A 17,714-nucleotide genomic window follows, 5' to 3' on the forward strand; every position below is an offset into this window, starting at 1 on the left:
GAACCTGGCGAATAAATAAACATTATCGGGCATTATTTTTTGCGCGCTCTGCTCGTTTACGGCGCATTTCTTTTGGATCAGCAACCAGAGGACGATAAATCTCTACACGATCCCCCTCTTCCAATGTATCAGTCAGTTTGGCAGGGCGGCTATAAATACCCACTTTATTTTTAGCCAAATCGATATCATTACGTAATGTCAAAAGGCCAGACGTTACAATCGCCTGTTCGACGGTTGCTCCTTGCGGTACTTTCACATTACGCAGATATTGCCGTTCAGGCAGAGCATAAACGACTTCAATATTAATCTCAGACACTATAAACCTCACGTGCACGTTGAGTAAAAGCCTGAACCATATTTCCAGCCAGCTCTTTAAATACCTTGCCAAAGGCCAGTTCAATCAACTTGTTGGTAAATTCAAAATCGAGATGCAACTCAACCTTACAAGCATCTTCACTTAACGGAATAAAATGCCACCCTCCCATCAACTTACGGAAAGGTCCATCAACAAGCTGCATACTGATACGTTGATTATCAAATAACGTATTGCGCGTTACGAACGTCTTACTAATCCCTGCTTTAGAAACCTCAACGGAAGCCGTCATTTCATTATTGCTACTGCTTAGTACACGGCTACCCACACATCCCGGTAAAAAATCCGGATAAGATGTCACATCGTTGACCAATTTATACATTTGTTCCACGCTGTAAGGCACTAGCGCAGAGCGACTAATCTGTGGCATATCATTTCCTGTAAAACATAACAGCGCTGAATAGTATCACTTAAACATGGTTAAATAAAAACCCGATGACATTTAGAACAATAAATGCGCACTTATCGCTAAATATCATACAGAAGAGATTTCTTTCACTAACGCATACAGTATAATACAACGCATTATGACAAAGAAAAAAGCATACAAACCCGGTTCGGCAACAATTGCCATGAATAAGCGAGCCCGCCACGAATACTTCATTGAGGAAGAATTCGAAGCAGGCTTATCCCTACAAGGTTGGGAAGTTAAATCACTACGCGCTGGCAAAGCTAACATCAGTGAGAGTTATGTTTTGCTCAAAGATGGTGATGCTTATCTTTTTGGTGCCACGATTACGCCATTAAACGTTGCTTCTTCCCACGTAGTTTGTGATCCGACACGATCACGCAAGCTACTGCTTAACAAACGCGAGCTTGATTCACTGTATGGTCGAATCAATCGAGAAGGTTACACCATCGTCGCACTTTCCATGTATTGGAAAAATGCCTGGTGCAAAATCAAAATTGGCGTTGCAAAAGGTAAAAAAGCGCACGATAAACGTTCAGACATCAAAGAACGTGAGTGGAAATTAGACAAAGCAAGAATTATGAAGAATTCAGGGCGTTAATCACTGGCATTATCGCTCAATATTCTGATATACTTGCTTCCAGATACACTTGGGGCTGATTCTGGATTCGACGGGATTCGCGAAACCCAAGGTGCATGCCGAGGGGCGGTTGGCCTCGTAAAAAGCCGCAAAACAATAGTCGCAAACGACGAAAACTACGCACTGGCAGCTTAATAACCTGCGCAGAGCCCTCTCTCCCTAGCCTCCGCTCTTAGGACGGGGATCAAGAGAGGTCAAACCCAAAAGAGATCGCGTGGATATCCTGCCTGGGGTTGAAGCGTTAAATCCAATCAGGCTAGTTTGTCAGTGGCGTGTCTGTCCGCAGCTGGCAAGCGAATGTAAAGATTAGACTAAGCATGTAGTACCAAGGATGTAGGAATTTCGGACGCGGGTTCAACTCCCGCCAGCTCCACCAATTTTGTATTCGGAAAGCATCGGAATACACCGAAAACCCAAGAAAAAGCCCTAAATCATAATGAGTTAGGGCTTTTTTATTGCCCGTTAGTATTCGTTTAGTATCGTTATAACTCGATAGTTTTGGTAGTATGTTTGGTAGTAAGTCGGCTACACTACAAAAACACTTACTACCAAAACGTAAATACCCAAGTGTCCAAGAGAAACTCATATATATAGTTAAGTTTTTTGCAAAAAATGACGCCCCGCCGTCCCAAAACAATTAACTATATGATTTATAAAATAAAAATCTATGGGAATGCCGTCCCTGACATGTTTTCTCACACGTCCCAAAGCAGTAAAGTTATATCAATATGTTGATTTATATACCAAAAAATAAATAAAACACTTGTCCCCGACACACAGTACAAGGTTAAAGAGGTAAAAAGTTAGTAGTAACAGCCCAACGACACCAATAAATGCTTACTACTACCACATAGAATACTTACTACTACGGTTAGAGGTGCCCGATGCCTAAAAAGATAACGCCGCTTTCCCCTACAACGGTATCTAATGCCAAAGCCAAACTTGATAACAAAACAGGTAAGCCCAAAGACACGATCTACCGTGACGGGGATAATTTAGAACTCCTCGTAAAAGCATCAGGCATTAAGCTTTGGTATTTCCGATACTACAAGCCATTCACCCAAAAGCGCACGATGATTGCATTTGGTGAATACCCCTCTATTAAGCTGGCTGACGCTCGCCGACTCAAAGACGAAGCAAAAGCGATGCTAGCTAAAGATATTGATCCTGTTGATTGGCGTAAACAGCAAGCAGCGGCAATACAGGAAGAGAACAGCAACACCTTACGGAATATTGCTACCCGCTGGTTTGAGGTAAAGAAAACCACTGTCAGTGAAGATTACGCCAAAGATATCTGGCGCTCACTGGAAAAAGATATATTCCCTAAACTCGGTGATGTACCAATATCAAGCCTTAAAGCACCTATGCTGGTGGAAGTGCTCAAGCCGATTGAAGCACGGGGCAATCTGGAAACGATTAAACGCCTGACGCAAAGAACGGTAGAGATCATCGACTATGCCATGAATTTAGGCGTTATTGATGCTAACCCTTTTACCACTGTCAGCAAGGCATTTCCTAAACCAAAGAAAAAGCATAACCCGACTATTCGACCCGAAGAACTCCCCGGATTAATGCAAGCGCTCTCCGTTGCACAGGTAGAACGGCAAACACGTTTAGTCATTGAGTGGCAACTATTAACCGCTATGCGTCCGGGGGAAGCAGTAAAGGCTCGTTGGTCTGAAATAGACTTTGATAACAGGCTCTGGAATGTGCCAGCGGAAACTATGAAGATGGATCGCCCTCACACAGTACCCTTATGCCAACCAGCTTTAGACATTCTTGAAGTGATGAAGCCTATCAGCAGGTATAGAGAATTTGTCTTTCCTCATAGATCCACCCCAAATACACACATGAGCAGCCAGACGGCAAATATGGCACTAAAGCGCATGGGGTACCAAGATACTCTTACGGCTCATGGTATCCGCTCAATCATCAGCACAGCATTAAATGAGCAGGGCTTTATGCCCGATGCTATAGAAGCTGTGTTGGCTCACGGGGAAAAGAACTCTGTCCGTGCAGCGTATAACCGAGCCACTTATTTAGAACAACGCAGGGTTATGATGGATTGGTGGGGACTATATGTAAAAGGTGCAGCAATGGGTGATTTAACGGTAGCTGGAAGTGTCAAAGGATTGCGCATCGTAGGAAGTGATTACTATGTCGGATGATATTTTTATTCTTGAGAATGTAAACGCAGCACTCAAACATTACTCTATTGGCAATGGTATTGAAAACGGTTTATATCCCCACTCCCCGGCTTATTGGTGTGCTGAGCAAGTTGGCAAATTAACCAATGATGAACGAAAAGCGGCACTGTTCAGGTTAAGTGTATGGGATTTGATTGATTATCCTGCCATAACCGTAAAAAAACTCTGTCAGCCCGGCAGTGATGTTTGGCACTATTCTATCGTCGAAACACTGGCGGATAACAATAAGAATGAGTTACTGGTAAGTGCATGTGCTATATGGGGATGGGGGTTAACCGTGGAGTCTGATAGTACCTCATATCACCTAGCGGCCTCTAATCTCGTCTTTGCAGTCTTGGCACAAGAGCAGTATGACAGCGCTGTACTGAATGACTTTGAAAATCTGGGCATCAAAGATAAGCGTCGGAAAGCAGCAAACGCAAGACACGAGGTGTACTACGCACCACTTAAACTTTTTCTTAGGAAATGGGCGCAAGAAATCATCGATTCAAACGCTGATACCATGACCAAAACAGAGTTAGCCAATGCTGTAGACTCGCATTATCGCGATTGGATAAAAGAAAAACCGCGGGGAACCACCGAATATCGGAAACTACACCCATGGAATGATAACGGCGAATCATTGAAAGAACCAACATACCGTACTATCTACGGATGGGTAAAAGACCTACTTCCCACAAATAGAAGAGCAAGAAATAAGAAATAAGCCGGATTGCTCCGGCTCTCTTATCACTCAAATAGCTTACCTGCGTCTATCCTGTAAAATCTGCGCTGGTCTTTATAACCAAGTGGATTACGTTTCTTAGGGTTATAAACGGTACGAGGTTTACCGTTCTTACTTACCTCTTCTGTTACACCAACAAGTACCCCTTTTTTGTGTAAAGCGGCAATTGTTATATCAAAATTACAGCCCTCCAAAACACGTTCTTTCAATGCTTCTGATGTAATCCAATAAATACGCGATGGGGGATTATCATCCTCAAGTATCGATTCGCTACTAACATCAGAGCTATCTACAGCTTCACCGGTAGATAAAGCAATATAACCGTCAAATATCGGCATATTCCTAACGTCATTAGAATAAGAACGGAAGCGTGATTCACCATAGGTACTGAGGTACACACTTAGCCGCTCAATGCCATTTACCGCTTCCAGATCACCAGTCGTGCCCCTACTATCTACATAGGCTTTGAAGCACTCACCAACACAGCGTAGAGCTTCCCCGGTATCCCAACCTGTAATACCCCATTCAGTCGCCAATTCCCCCGCAGCAGCACAGAGCGCGAACCGCTCTAATACCCGGTCTAACTGTGCTCCTGCATCTTCTGGTCTATAAGCTTCCTTGAACTGAATAATTAACGCTCGCAAGCGGTCAACCAGCTCTGAACGGGAAGAAGCAGTAAGCTTTTCAAGCCATGTGATACCAGCACATCCATAATATTTCGTTGTTAAGGCATTCAGAGAATCAGCAAATTCTTTAGCTGTGCCTAATCCGTGGAGGGTATCAAAAACGCCATTCTCATCGCTTACTATCGCCGGGATATCCACAAAGCGAGCTTGCTGGCCTGCGGCAACGCTTTCACCCGAAGCCTTAAGATAACTTTCGAAAGCATCTTCGCTTGATGCCAGCACCAGAGTTCGCCATTGTAGCGTTTCACGCAAAGTAACGTCTTTTGTGCCTCGTGCCTTTCCCTGCCCAAGAGCCAGCATATAAGCAACCTGACCCACCAGCTTAGGGTTAACGCTTTTCAGTTCATCCAGAATTAACGGTAAGTCATTATGCGCTGTGGCCAATACCTCGATCCCGACTAAGGTAGTATTGCAACTATGGGAATATCCGCCTGTTGTTGCACCACTCCCCCATACAGAGGCCGCGACATGCTGAGCCGTACTTTTACCTTTGGTTGAAGCCCCTTTCAGGCTGAATACACCACCATCAACTCCCAATACATTGAGTAAAGGAGCAGCAAAAGCAACACAGAGAGAAAATACTAACCGGGTATTACCAGCACATTTCGCGCTGATAAGTTTCTGCCAGTCTTCAAGGGATTCTGATTGCGCTAACTGGCTGCGTTCGCTCTTTTTACGCCCGGATAATTGGTACATCACTTTGCTGGTGGAGCTGCCTATTGTGCTTTCAGGCAGTACAAACAAGTGATCATTAAACCAGCCCGTCGAAGTTGCTAAGGTTATGCGCTCTTTTGCCGTTGTGATATTCAGATAACCCAATAAGTCACGGCTCATGTTGGTATTGATCCAAAACCCTAACCCCGCCAACTGGTGAGGGATATCACTCCCAGGCTTATGTAATTGCTCATCGGGTACAATGAATTGCTTAGTTTCCCTATCCTTGTCTTTAAATGAGATAAGCTTGCCCCAATTACCACTATACACATCGCGGGTTAATCCCAGCACTGAGAACGGCGCAGATATCTTCCGAGCTACAATGCTTTTTGCCTTACCTTTTCCCTCCTCAACATTCTTCATTAACCCGTTCTCGGTCATATAAAAACCGACTTTTTCCAGCGCTAAATAAGGTCGAAGAATTTGGGGATTTTCCCACCCCTGCGAGGCAGCTTTCGAAAATATCCATTTATAGCTGGTGAGATCAGCACGGGAAGTATCCCAAGTTGCTTCAAAATGTTCAGCATCAAATGTTGCTCCACCAGCCTCTGACCATTCCAGCGCCAACTGATAGGCATTATCTTCATAGGGTGTGTTTTTCAAACTGGCAAGAGCAGCGATAACTCTCTGCCAATTTTGTCTGCCACCCTCTGATATCGCCAGCATCGCGGGGGAAAATAGCGCAGCATGTAAATCAGCTAATGTATGCTCATCCACTTCAAACCAGAGTTCTAAATCGGCATCACTATCATAATGCTGTACAGGCCGAGGAGTTGTCTTCGACACAAGCGGAGCCATTGCAAGATAGTTCTCTACGTCTGCCAATTCGCCGTCTAAACGGTGAATAATCGCATTAGTCACATCCTCCCCGCTTTTCGTTTTCCGGCGTACAGCGTTAACTATTGGCAAATAACATTGTTGCTCGGCACGATAGACAGACTCATCCCACCCAATGACAGGAGTCCACTCGCTGATCAAATCCTCTTCCGCGATTTGCTGTATCGCCGTTTCTATTTCATGGGCTATCATCTGGCAGACATGAATACCCACAGTGCGATCTACCTCAGAATCCAAGATAATAACAAAACGACAACGCGGAGCATCTGCGGTATAATTGAAAGTCGTATAGAGTACACCTTTAAACGTCTTTTTTAAGTAACTGACTAACGCATCAAACGTCTTGGGGCTGTCAAAACTATCGCAGTCAAACGATGCAAAGCGGCGTTTAGCCGCTAATGCTGAAAGCCTCCAGTTTTTGATACCCTGAAACTTCTCAGGGTATTTTTCTTTTGGGTCTTGGCCTTTTGGGTGTTCCCCCTGTTCCATTGCCGCACAAAAATATTGTTTCTTCTTGGCAGTCGCCGTATCAGTTATTAATTGCTCAATGAACTGATCTGTATTTTCGGCGCATCGTTGCTCAGGGGTAATATCGTATACATCCCGTCCACGGGAATAGTAAATTTTATCTGCCATTATTTGCCCTTACCCAAGTCACACATTCTCTTTGCCTCTATACCATGAAGCTTCTTCAATCTACGACGGGTATGTCGGTTTGTGGCATAAGTTCCCGTTTCTCCATTAAGTGGAACTGGGCTGTTAACCATTGTTTGAAGACCTAACCGATCTACTTTTTGCTGGCATTCAATTAAATGAGTAAGGCTTGCCGAAGAGCGATGTTTACGCGGCATAATTACCCCCTTTAATAAAACTTTTTGGACGCGGTAAAGTGATAGTTATTTTGGGATGTGTTTTAATCATGTTATTTATCCTCCTGTCCACGGGTATTAAGACGGGATGCTATATATTCATTAACTTCACTTGCTGCCCATCCCACACGCCTTAACCCCAATTTCACAGACTTTGGAAATTCAGGTGTTCTTTTTAAAAACTCATGGAATCCACTATCGGATTTATAGTGCAGCGCCGCTTTAACTTCTTTTTTAGTCAGCATCGATTCACTAATACTCATTGCATTTTCTCCTGCGTTAAACGGTCATAAACGGCTATAAACGCAAGCAACATAACCACTAAGGAAATAAAAAATAATCCCTTTACATGCGCAGACTGTAATAAGAAATGTACTCTGCATATGCAGGCTGTAATAGCAAAACACAGAGAGCCAATATGTAATTTTTTACGTATTGGCTATTATTCCGTGGAGGGGATAAGTGTTTATTTCGCTCTAAATTAGTAATGGGCTTCTTTTAGCGTTCGCGTTTATAACTGGTATTACCCCGCTACCGATTCCCTTTCTTCTTATTCTTCTTCCCTTGCTTACGCTTACATTTTTTAGACTTGGTTCCGGTATGCTTTGAGCCACCACTAAACAACATAGTTTTATGGCCTTTAACCAACTGGGCACGTGGAGTAGTTCTGGTTACGTTTTTTGTGAGTTTTCGACTACGTGATTGAGCCTTGTTTTCTTCAAACACTGCAATTGTTGAAACAACTCTTGGCTCTCGAAAATCTTCGCCAAAATCGATTTCTTTAACCATATCCATGACTCCCTCTGTATTGTCGTTCTCGCAATCACTCACTGTTTCAGCTACAACGCTGGTTATCGATTTGTTCATCAGTGAAAAGCCCTCGGCTTGTTGAAAGCCATCTGAGGTAATCCCTCTTCAATAAAGCTGCGATGCAGCTCGAACAGCACTTCATGACCAAAATCAGAAAGAGACAATCCTTGACCGGGGGAACCCACCAGCATTTTTTGATAGAAAATAGCGGCGTTTTTTATCCCTTGCTCGTGACCGAATCGCTCAATCAACGTGCCCTCAATGTTATTTGCCAAGGCAGAACATTCACTTGATAAGTAAAGCGGTAAAACGATAGGGGAATTTTCCAGCTTGAAGATCGCTTTACCGTGATGCTTTTTCCTTTGCTCAGAAATCCATGCATGCGCCACTACCCAACGAAAGAAGCGAATATCCTCGACGGGTTGCCCTTCGGGAAGCGCTTTCAACCACACTATGAGTAGCTGTAAAGCTAATTCGCTTTGGGTGTCCCATTCGCCACCATTAACCCGGTCTAAGATGGAGGTAACGGGCAGGGAAGCCACTATCATCTCTGGGCTGTTTTCTTCTGGCGTGTAGTACAGCGTCACAATGCCGTTTTCTATGGCAGAACGGTAATTATTAAGCATATTGCACCTCATTAGCATGGGTAACACAGGGGGCAGCCTCAGCCGTCCAGTAAGCACGCTTGGCGTTGTCGGTATGCAGTTGTAACAGTTGCTGCGCATATTCCAGTAAATCGGCCTCGATATCCCTCGCTTCGGGGTCTAATCGCAGGTACTCTACGGCCTTAAGGAATGCCGCTACTGGCTCTAACACATCAGCAGGCTGAGCATAGAGAGTTGCTAAGGAACAATCAGACATGGCGCACCCCCTGAACAGGCAGGCGACCAGCAAAGAGCAGGACGAAATCACGGGAAAGCGCAGAACGGGCGTTGTGCTCGTCGGAGGCTATCGCCTCTATACGGCGGGGAATAGAGTCTAAATCTGCACGTTTGATGCTCAGAAATACGAATTTGAAATGAGTCGGGGTAGGGATAGTCGCCATAGTTGCGATCTCCTTTTCTTTTTCAAAGGAGTCACCGCGAGAGGTCTCAATCTCTATAGGGGCGGTGACGCAGACAAGGTTGAGACTACTGGTAGAAAAGGAAACCAGCCAGCCCGAAAGCTGCCTTGAACGCGCCACCATTGAATATGTATAGGCGAATACCGCCTTAAATGGTAGGTGCTGTGGTGCAGTGACATAAAAAAAGACGCTTGGCGCGTCATATGTCGCCTTTTCTATTCTCAGGGTCTCAATCCTGACACCAGATTTTGCTGATGCGGGGTCAATATAGCCAATGTTGAATGACAAAGTAAAGAGACAATGAGCACTATTTTCGTGACGGCTCTCACTTATAGAGTCAAAAAGCTCAATATGTTGTGTAGTGAAGCACGTTGTCATTGCTTGGCCTCCATGCGCTGCACCAGCCATTTCTGAGATAGTCCAGCCAGCTTGTCCTTACGTGCAGGGTAGCCCATACCTAACTCAATCAGCGTTGTGTTGGTCTGCTCCAGATAAGAAAGGTGCTCAAGCTGTAATTCGCTCATCGCATCACGAGGGTTGCCCATAACGCCGTGGTGCTGTGCCCATTGCTTAGCTGTCATGCCTGCCAGAACAATACGGTTCAGCATGTTTGATTCATTGGTGTAGTGGCGTGGCAGTGTGGTTTTGCCCTGCTCCATGCGTGCGACTTCCAACGCTGCGCACATAGGCTTGTGGTAGCTCTGCGCCTTTAAGCGTGCTTTCAGTTCATTGCGTAGCTGTTTGGTCACGGTTGGGGCTACTTTGTGTAACGCTTCCTCGCACTTGATAAAATACTGGCGGATTAAGCGCCCTTGCTCGGTACGCTCAACCATGCCAAGCTCTTTAGCCATGTTGAAAGTGATTAAATAATCTTTACTTCGTCTATCACCTCCACGCCTTGTTTTCCATTGTTCATTTTCTGTGCTTTGGTTCCCCGAAACGGGGGGATCAAAGCACAGAAAAATCAACATTTTTAATAAAGCCATATTCCGTAATACGTCCATCGATCCATGATGAAAAATCACGTCTTACACCTAATACTTCATGTAGTGCTTTTGCGCTGACACAGTTAATTGCTCGCCCATTAATATTGCTTTGAATAACGGGCAATACGTCCGCAAATGTCGTAGCGGTAATATCGCCAAGCCTAAATTTAGAGCGAGTTTGTCCGGTGGCATTTAAGCCACTTTTTAAATATTCCACGTTTATAACTCCGTTATTCGGTAGGGTACTGCGATGAAATTAATTCGGTTTGCGTTGTTAGTCTTGCCCGTATATCCACCAGCAAAGATAATCCTGTAAATTGCCGGGCAATGGATACCAACAAAATATCTGTATTAGCCATTACGCACTGACTCCAAACGTTCATCTAAACGTGCGGCAATAATGCGCTGATTAATCCAGGCATCTATTTCACTTTCGATAAACGCAGAAGCGCGTTCGCCGGTCTTTATTTGTTTGGGGAATTTCCCTTCGGAAATGTATTTGTATACCGTGGACTTGCCTAAACCAGTACGGCGACAAACTTCGGGTAATCTGATAAGAGAGTGTTTCATGAATAATAGTCTTCCTCGGTTGTTGTTGATCGGTACGAGAGAAAGACTACTACCTTTTATTTTGGAATATTCCAATATTCCGGGAATATTCCAACATTCCAAATAGGTGAGGATTAAGTGGTTATTTATTACGCACCATTTTGATGTCCACGTTTTCAAGATGGGGCGTTATCTCACAGGCAGCTTCATTGAAGTAGTCTTGTATTTCTCTCCCGTCCAAGTGTGCTACACCTGCATTTTTGAAAGCTTGGCATATTGCACTGTTGGGGTTCTCCATTGCTCGGCGGGGGTATTCAGCGGTATCAGCGCCATAAGTCGCATAAAGTGCCGCCTTTGTAAACCGGGCAAGAGTATTAAACGTCTTGATGGATACGGTTTCACCTGTTGGTTTCATGCTATTTTTAGATATGGGGGTATTGTGGATAAGCGAGTATATTTTCTCTAACTCAAAGCGAGGGATAACAGGTTCTGGCATAGGAAAATCTTCATAAGCGATATATTCCTCCGCTGGGGTTTTATGAGATACCGTGCCCGTTTTCTTATTGGTGTTCTTTTGCTTATTGTCAGTATAAAGCTCTTCAGCATTGTTAATTATGTATTGCATATAACTGCGGCATTTGCTTTCTTCTCCTATTTTTTCCTCATTTATTTCTCCGGTAGTTAAATTAAAACCGCTATTAATCGTTGTAGTCCACTCTGAATCATTAATACGTACAGCGAGGTATTTATAATTCTCAGCTTCTCCCAACAGCACCCCGAATAGGTATCCAAGTTTTTCTTTAAACCATAGTTCCCGTACATCCTCAACGAGATGATACATACCTATACGCCCCTCTTTAAACCAACCAGTAATATGTCTGGGTTCAATTTTAAAAGGAGGTTCGGTTGCGTTGAGTAGGTCTAATGCAACGCTCATGGAGGGATTTTCAAACATACACGTCAGAGGTTTTGGCTCTTTCATCACGTCCGCCTTATAACGTTGTGCCTTAACAATGGAGGTGATGAGGCAGGCGGTAAGGCGTACCGCTTTTCTCTTCCGGTAAGATAGCCTCATCGAATAACATTGTGCTATAGCTGGTGGTTTTTGTCCAAAGTCTGATTACTCCGAAATGGAACAATTAAACCTAATCAAATGGTTATAGGTAGACTAACTATATAACTTATTGATTAGTATTAACTTCCTGCAATGCAGGAAATTGACCGGGGAAGGTATTTAACTCATTGAATTTGCTTAATTCCGTTTAGTAGACGGAATCACTTTGCTGGTGGGTTTACGGGCAAGATGTAAATATGCAGCTTGGTTCAGAACGGCACACGGAAAGATACGCCTAACCTTTTGATACTTCCATACTCTAAGTGGGCATCACGCCTTACCATACTGAATATATTAACCCTACCGCCATATTTGGCGGTAGCCGTTCGTACAGGTAGTAGGGTAAGGGGTAGGCTCTTTACAGTTGGGCGCTCAATGCTGAACTGGACAAATTCGCCCGGTTACCGTGGAAGCCATAGATAAGGTCTATTTCTAATGGTTCGTCTAAAACCTCCAGGCACCCAAGAATAAAACTTTCGGCCACCCGCATTCGCTTTCTGACTTCGCTTTCACTGAGCTTGAACTTACGGCCTATGGCTCTTTTCGACATGCCGCTAACGTAGTGGTGCTCGATAAAATCGCACTCCTGAGCCATACCGACATTACGCAGCTTGGCGACACAGCTATCTATGATCATACCGTCCTCGTCACTGCACGACAGCTTGTTATTACCGGCATAAGTCACTGCATTTTTAAACCCGGCGGATACCGACTTCCAACCAATGTTAACTCTGCCTTGCACTACCCACCCGCCCCAATGCGTTAATATCTTCGGTATATCTCTGTGCATGATTTTTTATCCGCTTTGGTTGTACCAGATAACTAGTACATCTTAGCATCGGTTGGGGGTATAAGAAATAGATGGCCCAACTTTGGACTATCTTGATTTAAAAGGGTTTTTAATTCTCGCTATTCGCTAGAATTAAGCCTTATCAATAGGTTGCCGGGGAAGTTTTCATCTGATTAATTAACGGGCAAGATATGATGACGCAAGTTTGCTTCATGAGGGAAAACAGAAGGTTAACTATCGTGCCCCAAATTTGGGGTACTGATGTAATCAAAGGGTTATCCGTAGTGGTGATGCTGGCTTTTTCCATCATGAACAAAACCAAAGGGTTATCTGTAATTGTGATGGTTGGTTTTTCAACCCTCACTTTAACCTACTGATTTCGTTTAATTATACCGATTCGGTAGAATTGAAAAGCCCCTCGCTTTTAACTGCCCGGATATCGGTAGTTCCCCCGGCATAAGAGGTTTATCTGTTTGATATTGTTCGTAACGCAACTTTGCTTTACGGGTAACTGTTTGATTTTAATCATGAGGCGAGTTTTGGATCATGGTCAATTTCTTGACCATCTCAAGAAGATATGAAATATAGCCGCTTGGTATCGCCTAAGCCTTCTCCGCTCGTCTCATTACCGTCTTTGCAAACAAAAACCAATGCGCCGTTAAAGCCTAAGCTCTGGTATGATTCCAGAATATCTACGCCAGTAACGAGCGGTATTCCTAATACCATCGGCTCGCTATTCGGGTGCATAATATCTAATATCCAGCTAGCAACGCCCATATACTGTATACGCATTCTATACGCTATGCCGCCTAGCTGAATATCAAACACCTTTAACTACAGATAACTACAGACCAAAAAAACATCAGTCAGAATCTGGTATTAAATCGTATGGGATGGTTTATCGGGATAACTGGGCTGGTGGCATATTTGCGTTAGGGCTAAAAGCCAGCAAGAGCGCGAGCCAACATCATTCAAAATTTTTCACATAACACTACAGTAAACTACAGAAAAATATTGACCACTCCTAAACTACATCAAACTACTGGACTTGAAAGCCAAGATATTACGCCCGGCGAGAAATCCATAATGGATAGAGTAGCCAGACAGAAAAGAGAGCTGCATGTAGAAATTTTTCTCCTACAGACCTAAGCAAGAGTTCCTGCTTAACTCTATCGCTAAATCTGGTATAGCCGTATAAACATTTACCGTAGGCAAAAAGTGTTGCCCATTTCCGGGGAGGGTTTTATTGAAACATCGGGACACATATATTAGGTGTTGTCCCGCTCTTGTCCCTCGTTTGTACTGAGTATGCATTTTATAAAATACATATAAATATATAATATATATAATATTTTTATATTTATATAAATAAGTAAGGGACACAGGGACAGCGGGACACATAAAAATATTGTTTATAAATATGAATATACACAGCTAATCCCCTCCTCGGTCAAAAAGCAATCGTAAATGTTTTTGGTAGTAAGCTTGGTAGTAACAAGCCAATTTACAATTAATAAAAACATTATTTATCAATTTGTTATATTTCCAGTTCAAATCCCGCCAGCTAAATCAAGGGGTTACACGAAAGTGTAGCCCTTTTTGTTTGTCCAATGTCCACTTTACGTCCACTCAAAATAAATAAATGTCCATACAACTTTTCTTTAAACCTGAATCCGTTATTCTTACTGCGTTTTTTAATATTTAAAGATAATTAATCTATGGCACTAAAAAAATGTAAAGAGTGTGGGAAAGAGGTTTCTACTGTAGTGATGTGATGGACGTCCCCTTTTTCAGCAGTAAATAGTGCCATCTTTTTTTCCGATGCACTGAATTTCGGGAGAACATCTCATGAATGCGATTAAAGTCATTGGCATTGACCTCGCCAAAAACGTTTTTCAAGTCTGTGTCTGGATGGAGGACGGTTCTGTCGCCTCGAACCGAAAAATTTCACGGCAAAAATTGCTTGATACTGTGCGCACTTTTCCGCCCGGCACTGTCATTGCGATGGAAGCTTGTGCAACATCTCACTACTGGGGGCGAACGCTGCAAGCGATGGGATATACCGTCAGGTTAGTCCCGACTCAACACGTCAAGGCCTTCAGTCATCATCAAAAAAACGATGCCAATGATGCGCTGGCTATTGGTGAAACGGCCTGTCGTCCAGGTCTTCATTTTGTTCCCGTCAAGACCGTGGAACAGCAGGATATTAAAGCCCTGCGTAGTGCCCGGCAACTCATGATGGAACAGCGTACCGCACTTGCTAACCAAATGCGGGCTTTTCTCGCTGAATCGGGACTGATTGTGCCTGCCGGCATTCAAAAACTTCAACAGCCTCTCCCGGATATTCTGGAAGATGACAGCACTAACCTGTCTTGTGTACTGCGTCGTTTATTGCAGACCTTATGGGAAGACCTGCGGAATTTGAACACCGGTATTCATGACATGGATAACGAAATAGCGGCCCTTTCCCGTCAGCAAACTGGCTATGAGCATCTGCTCACTATTCCCGGCGTTGGTCCCCTTATTGCGGCCGCCTTCGTGAGTGACGTCAGTGCGTCCCAATTTGCCAATGGCCGGCAACTTTCAGCCTGGTGTGGCCTGGTTCCCCGGCAACACAGTTCGGGAGGAAAAAGCCGTCTGTCTTCCCTGAGCAAAAATGGCAACCGTCATCTCCGAACGTTAATCATTCACGGTGCCCGTGCCGTGATGCGTTGTGTTCAAAAACGGGATGATTATCTGGGAGAGTGGCTGAGAAAATGGCTTGGCCGGTGTGGGGTCATGAAAGCCACGGTGGCTTTAGCCAACAAATTGACCCGGATTATCTGGCGTGTTCTGCGGGATGACGTAGATTTTAATATGAAAAAAGCCTTTACTATCCATTAATTGAGTAACAAAAAATAGACGCATTATCGAGTTTGCAAACACTGATGAGAAAACGGCTACCGTCCCTGTCATAGCCTGATATTGACCAAGGTAGTGATAGACCGGTGTAGTGATAAGGAAACAGGGTGCGGATGCCATCATGGCGCGGACAAATGAGTCCATAATGACGCCGGATATATGGTCGCAAACCGTATCAATTTAGTGCTTGCACAACCGGGGCGTCCATATATGGTATAAGGATCTCGGACACCTCAAAAGCCTGCTAATGTTATTAACATGACAATGAGGTATGACAATGAAATTGAAACCGACCAAACGCCACTATTCCGTTGAATTTAAGCTGGAAGCGGTTCAGCAGGTTGTTCTCCATCATCAACGGGTTAATGATATCGCCCGTTCACTGGCCGTTGATGCCAGTACCTTGAGAAAATGGATCCGCCAGTATAAGGCCGAAATACAGGGGGTAACGCCTGCCGGTAAAGCTTTAACGCCCGAACAACGCCAGATACAGGCGTTGGAAAAACAGGTCCGGCGTCTGGAAATGGAAAAAGAAATTCTAAAGCAGGCGGCCGTGTTGATGAGCGAGATACGCAGTGGTGCTATTCGTTGATCACACGGCTGGGTGCCCAATGGCCGGTCACGGAACTCTGTCAGGCACTTAAGGTGTCACGCAGCGCCTATTACGATTGGCGAGAACGTCCTGTCGATACAGAACGTCTGCGGCTGCGCATCCGGACCCGTGAATGGTATAACCAAAGTCGGGGAGCCATCGGCAGCCGCTCCCTGAGCCACTTGCTGACCAATGAGGGCACACCGGTTGGGCGCTGGCTGGCTCGCCGGCTAATGCAAGAATGCGGTCTGCAAAGTCGTCAGCCGGGGGCACACCGTTATCGTCCACCGGGGAAAGAACATGTGGCGTCGCCGGATTTTTTGCAGCAGCATTTTGCCCCGGCTAGCCCAAATACCCGGTGGTGCGGGGACATCACGTACATTCGTACGCAGGAAGGTTGGCGTTACCTCGCGGTGGTGATGGATTTATTTTCCCGCCGCGTGGTGGGCATGGCCATCTCGTCCTCACCGGATGCCGAGTTGGTCTGTCGGGCACTGAGTCATGCCCTGGAAACGCGCCATATAGAAGGGCGGCTGATTTTTCATTCAGATCAAGGCAGTCAATACAGTAGCAAAAAGTTCCGCCGCTTACTTTGGCGAAACCAGATTATCCAAAGCATGAGCCGCCGGGGCTGCTGTTATGATAATTCGCCGATGGAACGAGTATTCCGGAGTCTGAAAAGCGAATGGGTGCCAGCGGAAGGCTATCTGGATATCCATGATGCAATACGGGATATCACTCAATATTTGGGCGGGTATTGCAACCACATCCGTCCTCATCGCTTTAATGGGAGAATTTCTCCTGCTGAATACGAAAGGCAGTGGGAAGAGGCTAGAAATGTGTCCGAAACTTCTTGACCGCTACAGTGCAATCATAGCTTCTATGTTGAGCACAAAAATGTCATTACATGGCCTTGCAATCGCTCCTATTCCATCACGGTTAGGCCAATAGCTTTCCTTAAACCATGTTCTAAAATTATTACGTGCCGAAAAATGGACGCAACCAAAATTAGGATCAAAAAAATCAACACCATAGAAAGTCATTGCTAATCCAATAGCATGATCTCCATACGCCAAAGCTTCATAACCTTCACCGATGGCGGCTAAATTTCCTACGACATTCTTTTCATTATAACAGATTGCATGACTATAATGTAATCCATTTTCATTAAGAAACTGTATACCATCCATGCTTTTCGCTTTAAGATTTTCAACTATTTTTATATAACTAGGAAGTTTTATATTTCCTGGGAATAGGTGAGACTTTCCTGATTTGTGCATCTTTACCCAAGCCATTACTAAGCTACTACAGGCTCCATTTTGCGTAGTCGAAGAGAACTTAAGGGGAAAATTCAGAGTTTGATTGAAGCGAAATATCCAATTTCCTCCAAATTTATCAGCATCTAATAACGACATCTTTAAATATACCCCATGCACTATAAGTTGAATCA

The 17,714-nt window shown here is 44.4% G+C and carries 21 protein-coding genes, 1 other RNA gene and 1 pseudogene; 7 read left to right on the plus strand and 16 right to left on the minus strand.

Features of this window, described 5'->3' with window-relative positions; translation table 11 throughout:
- Positions 1 to 22 precede the first annotated feature (22 nt).
- Together ACE1SE_RS12210 and ACE1SE_RS12215 are read right to left on the minus strand one after the other, a co-directional pair.
- The gene (locus ACE1SE_RS12210) at positions 23 to 316 is read right to left on the minus strand and encodes an RnfH family protein (protein WP_338884889.1); all 294 of its coding nucleotides are present in this window, start codon (positions 314 to 316) and stop codon (positions 23 to 25) included.
- On the minus strand, positions 309 to 743 hold the full coding sequence (locus ACE1SE_RS12215) for a type II toxin-antitoxin system RatA family toxin (RefSeq protein ID WP_374051129.1): 435 nt from the start codon (positions 741 to 743) through the stop codon (positions 309 to 311). Before ACE1SE_RS12215 ends, ACE1SE_RS12210 begins: the two co-directional genes overlap by 8 nt.
- Positions 744 to 900: 157 nt before the next feature.
- On the opposite strand from ACE1SE_RS12215, the gene smpB reads away from it, so the two are divergent.
- The 4 genes from smpB (at position 901) to ACE1SE_RS12235 (ending at position 4,335) form a co-directional block, all read left to right on the plus strand.
- Positions 901 to 1,383, plus strand: coding sequence for an SsrA-binding protein SmpB (gene smpB, locus ACE1SE_RS12220; RefSeq protein ID WP_047768254.1), 483 nt, complete (start codon positions 901 to 903; stop codon positions 1,381 to 1,383).
- Between the two features lie 51 nt (positions 1,384 to 1,434).
- Positions 1,435 to 1,798, plus strand: a transfer-messenger RNA (tmRNA) gene (gene ssrA / locus ACE1SE_RS12225).
- Positions 1,799 to 2,306: 508 nt separating this feature from the next.
- A complete protein-coding gene (locus tag ACE1SE_RS12230; protein ID WP_374051130.1) occupies positions 2,307 to 3,590 on the plus strand; it encodes an integrase domain-containing protein in 1,284 nt (427 codons plus the stop codon).
- Positions 3,580 to 4,335 (plus strand): hypothetical protein, encoded by a 756-nt coding sequence (locus ACE1SE_RS12235; RefSeq protein WP_374051131.1) that lies wholly within the window; start codon positions 3,580 to 3,582, stop codon positions 4,333 to 4,335. Before ACE1SE_RS12230 ends, ACE1SE_RS12235 begins: the two co-directional genes overlap by 11 nt.
- Before the next feature lie 23 nt (positions 4,336 to 4,358).
- On the opposite strand, the gene ACE1SE_RS12240 is transcribed toward ACE1SE_RS12235, so the two are convergent.
- The 12 genes and pseudogenes from ACE1SE_RS12240 to ACE1SE_RS12295 form a co-directional block, all read right to left on the minus strand.
- Entirely contained in the window at positions 4,359 to 7,226 is a 2,868-nt protein-coding gene (locus tag ACE1SE_RS12240; RefSeq protein WP_374051132.1) for a DUF927 domain-containing protein, read from the minus strand.
- Positions 7,226 to 7,441: a hypothetical protein gene (locus ACE1SE_RS12245; RefSeq protein ID WP_374051133.1), complete on the minus strand. Its 216-nt coding sequence runs from the start codon at positions 7,439 to 7,441 to the stop codon at positions 7,226 to 7,228. Before ACE1SE_RS12245 ends, ACE1SE_RS12240 begins: the two co-directional genes overlap by 1 nt.
- A gap of 71 nt (positions 7,442 to 7,512) precedes the next feature.
- Positions 7,513 to 7,722, minus strand: coding sequence for a helix-turn-helix transcriptional regulator (locus tag ACE1SE_RS12250; RefSeq protein ID WP_187651267.1), 210 nt, complete (start codon positions 7,720 to 7,722; stop codon positions 7,513 to 7,515).
- Between the two features lie 268 nt (positions 7,723 to 7,990).
- On the minus strand, positions 7,991 to 8,326 hold the full coding sequence (locus tag ACE1SE_RS12255; protein ID WP_374051134.1) for a hypothetical protein: 336 nt from the start codon (positions 8,324 to 8,326) through the stop codon (positions 7,991 to 7,993).
- Positions 8,326 to 8,895, minus strand: a complete 570-nt coding sequence (locus ACE1SE_RS12260) for a hypothetical protein (RefSeq protein WP_374051135.1) — start codon at positions 8,893 to 8,895, stop codon at positions 8,326 to 8,328. Before ACE1SE_RS12260 ends, ACE1SE_RS12255 begins: the two co-directional genes overlap by 1 nt.
- Complete coding sequence (locus tag ACE1SE_RS12265; RefSeq protein WP_374051136.1) at positions 8,888 to 9,130, minus strand: hypothetical protein; 243 nt, start codon at positions 9,128 to 9,130, stop codon at positions 8,888 to 8,890. The genes ACE1SE_RS12260 and ACE1SE_RS12265 overlap by 8 nt, the downstream gene beginning before the upstream one ends.
- A complete protein-coding gene (locus ACE1SE_RS12270; protein ID WP_374051137.1) occupies positions 9,123 to 9,710 on the minus strand; it encodes a host cell division inhibitor Icd-like protein in 588 nt (195 codons plus the stop codon). Before ACE1SE_RS12270 ends, ACE1SE_RS12265 begins: the two co-directional genes overlap by 8 nt.
- Positions 9,707 to 10,469, minus strand: a pseudogene (locus ACE1SE_RS12275) (antA/AntB antirepressor family protein). The gene ACE1SE_RS12270 and the pseudogene ACE1SE_RS12275 overlap by 4 nt, the downstream one beginning before the upstream one ends.
- Before the next feature lie 79 nt (positions 10,470 to 10,548).
- A complete protein-coding gene (locus ACE1SE_RS12280; RefSeq protein ID WP_374051138.1) occupies positions 10,549 to 10,677 on the minus strand; it encodes a hypothetical protein in 129 nt (42 codons plus the stop codon).
- Positions 10,670 to 10,888 carry a helix-turn-helix transcriptional regulator gene (locus tag ACE1SE_RS12285; RefSeq protein ID WP_228860408.1) on the minus strand — a complete coding sequence of 73 codons (219 nt, stop codon included), beginning with the start codon at positions 10,886 to 10,888 and terminating at the stop codon, positions 10,670 to 10,672. Before ACE1SE_RS12285 ends, ACE1SE_RS12280 begins: the two co-directional genes overlap by 8 nt.
- Positions 10,889 to 11,009: 121 nt before the next feature.
- A complete protein-coding gene (locus ACE1SE_RS12290; protein ID WP_374051139.1) occupies positions 11,010 to 11,849 on the minus strand; it encodes a hypothetical protein in 840 nt (279 codons plus the stop codon).
- Positions 11,850 to 12,339: 490 nt separating this feature from the next.
- Positions 12,340 to 12,771 carry an antiterminator Q family protein gene (locus tag ACE1SE_RS12295; RefSeq protein ID WP_374051140.1) on the minus strand — a complete coding sequence of 144 codons (432 nt, stop codon included), beginning with the start codon at positions 12,769 to 12,771 and terminating at the stop codon, positions 12,340 to 12,342.
- A gap of 191 nt (positions 12,772 to 12,962) precedes the next feature.
- Between ACE1SE_RS12295 and ACE1SE_RS12300 the strand changes: the two genes are divergently transcribed.
- Positions 12,963 to 13,148 (plus strand): hypothetical protein, encoded by a 186-nt coding sequence (locus ACE1SE_RS12300; RefSeq protein ID WP_374051141.1) that lies wholly within the window; start codon positions 12,963 to 12,965, stop codon positions 13,146 to 13,148.
- Between the two features lie 190 nt (positions 13,149 to 13,338).
- Here ACE1SE_RS12300 and ACE1SE_RS12305 read toward each other — a convergent pair whose 3' ends face one another.
- Positions 13,339 to 13,599, minus strand: coding sequence for a phage baseplate plug family protein (locus ACE1SE_RS12305; protein WP_374051142.1), 261 nt, complete (start codon positions 13,597 to 13,599; stop codon positions 13,339 to 13,341).
- 1,020 nt (positions 13,600 to 14,619) lie between these two features.
- On the opposite strand from ACE1SE_RS12305, the gene ACE1SE_RS12310 reads away from it, so the two are divergent.
- The gene (locus ACE1SE_RS12310; protein ID WP_374051143.1) at positions 14,620 to 15,654 is read left to right on the plus strand and encodes an IS110 family RNA-guided transposase; all 1,035 of its coding nucleotides are present in this window, start codon (positions 14,620 to 14,622) and stop codon (positions 15,652 to 15,654) included.
- Between the two features lie 295 nt (positions 15,655 to 15,949).
- Positions 15,950 to 17,121 (plus strand): IS3 family transposase gene (locus ACE1SE_RS12315; RefSeq protein ID WP_374051144.1). Its coding sequence is split into 2 segments (ribosomal slippage): positions 15,950 to 16,211 and positions 16,211 to 17,121, totalling 1,173 coding nucleotides; the frame shifts between segments, so codons are not numbered across the junction.
- Positions 17,122 to 17,124: 3 nt separating this feature from the next.
- On the opposite strand, the gene ACE1SE_RS12320 is transcribed toward ACE1SE_RS12315, so the two are convergent.
- Positions 17,125 to 17,679 (minus strand): YopT-type cysteine protease domain-containing protein, encoded by a 555-nt coding sequence (locus ACE1SE_RS12320; RefSeq protein WP_374051145.1) that lies wholly within the window; start codon positions 17,677 to 17,679, stop codon positions 17,125 to 17,127.
- Between the last annotated feature and the right edge of the window lie 35 nt (positions 17,680 to 17,714).

This window comes from Xenorhabdus taiwanensis (assembly GCF_036512875.1).
Lineage (GTDB): Bacteria > Pseudomonadota > Gammaproteobacteria > Enterobacterales > Enterobacteriaceae > Xenorhabdus > Xenorhabdus taiwanensis.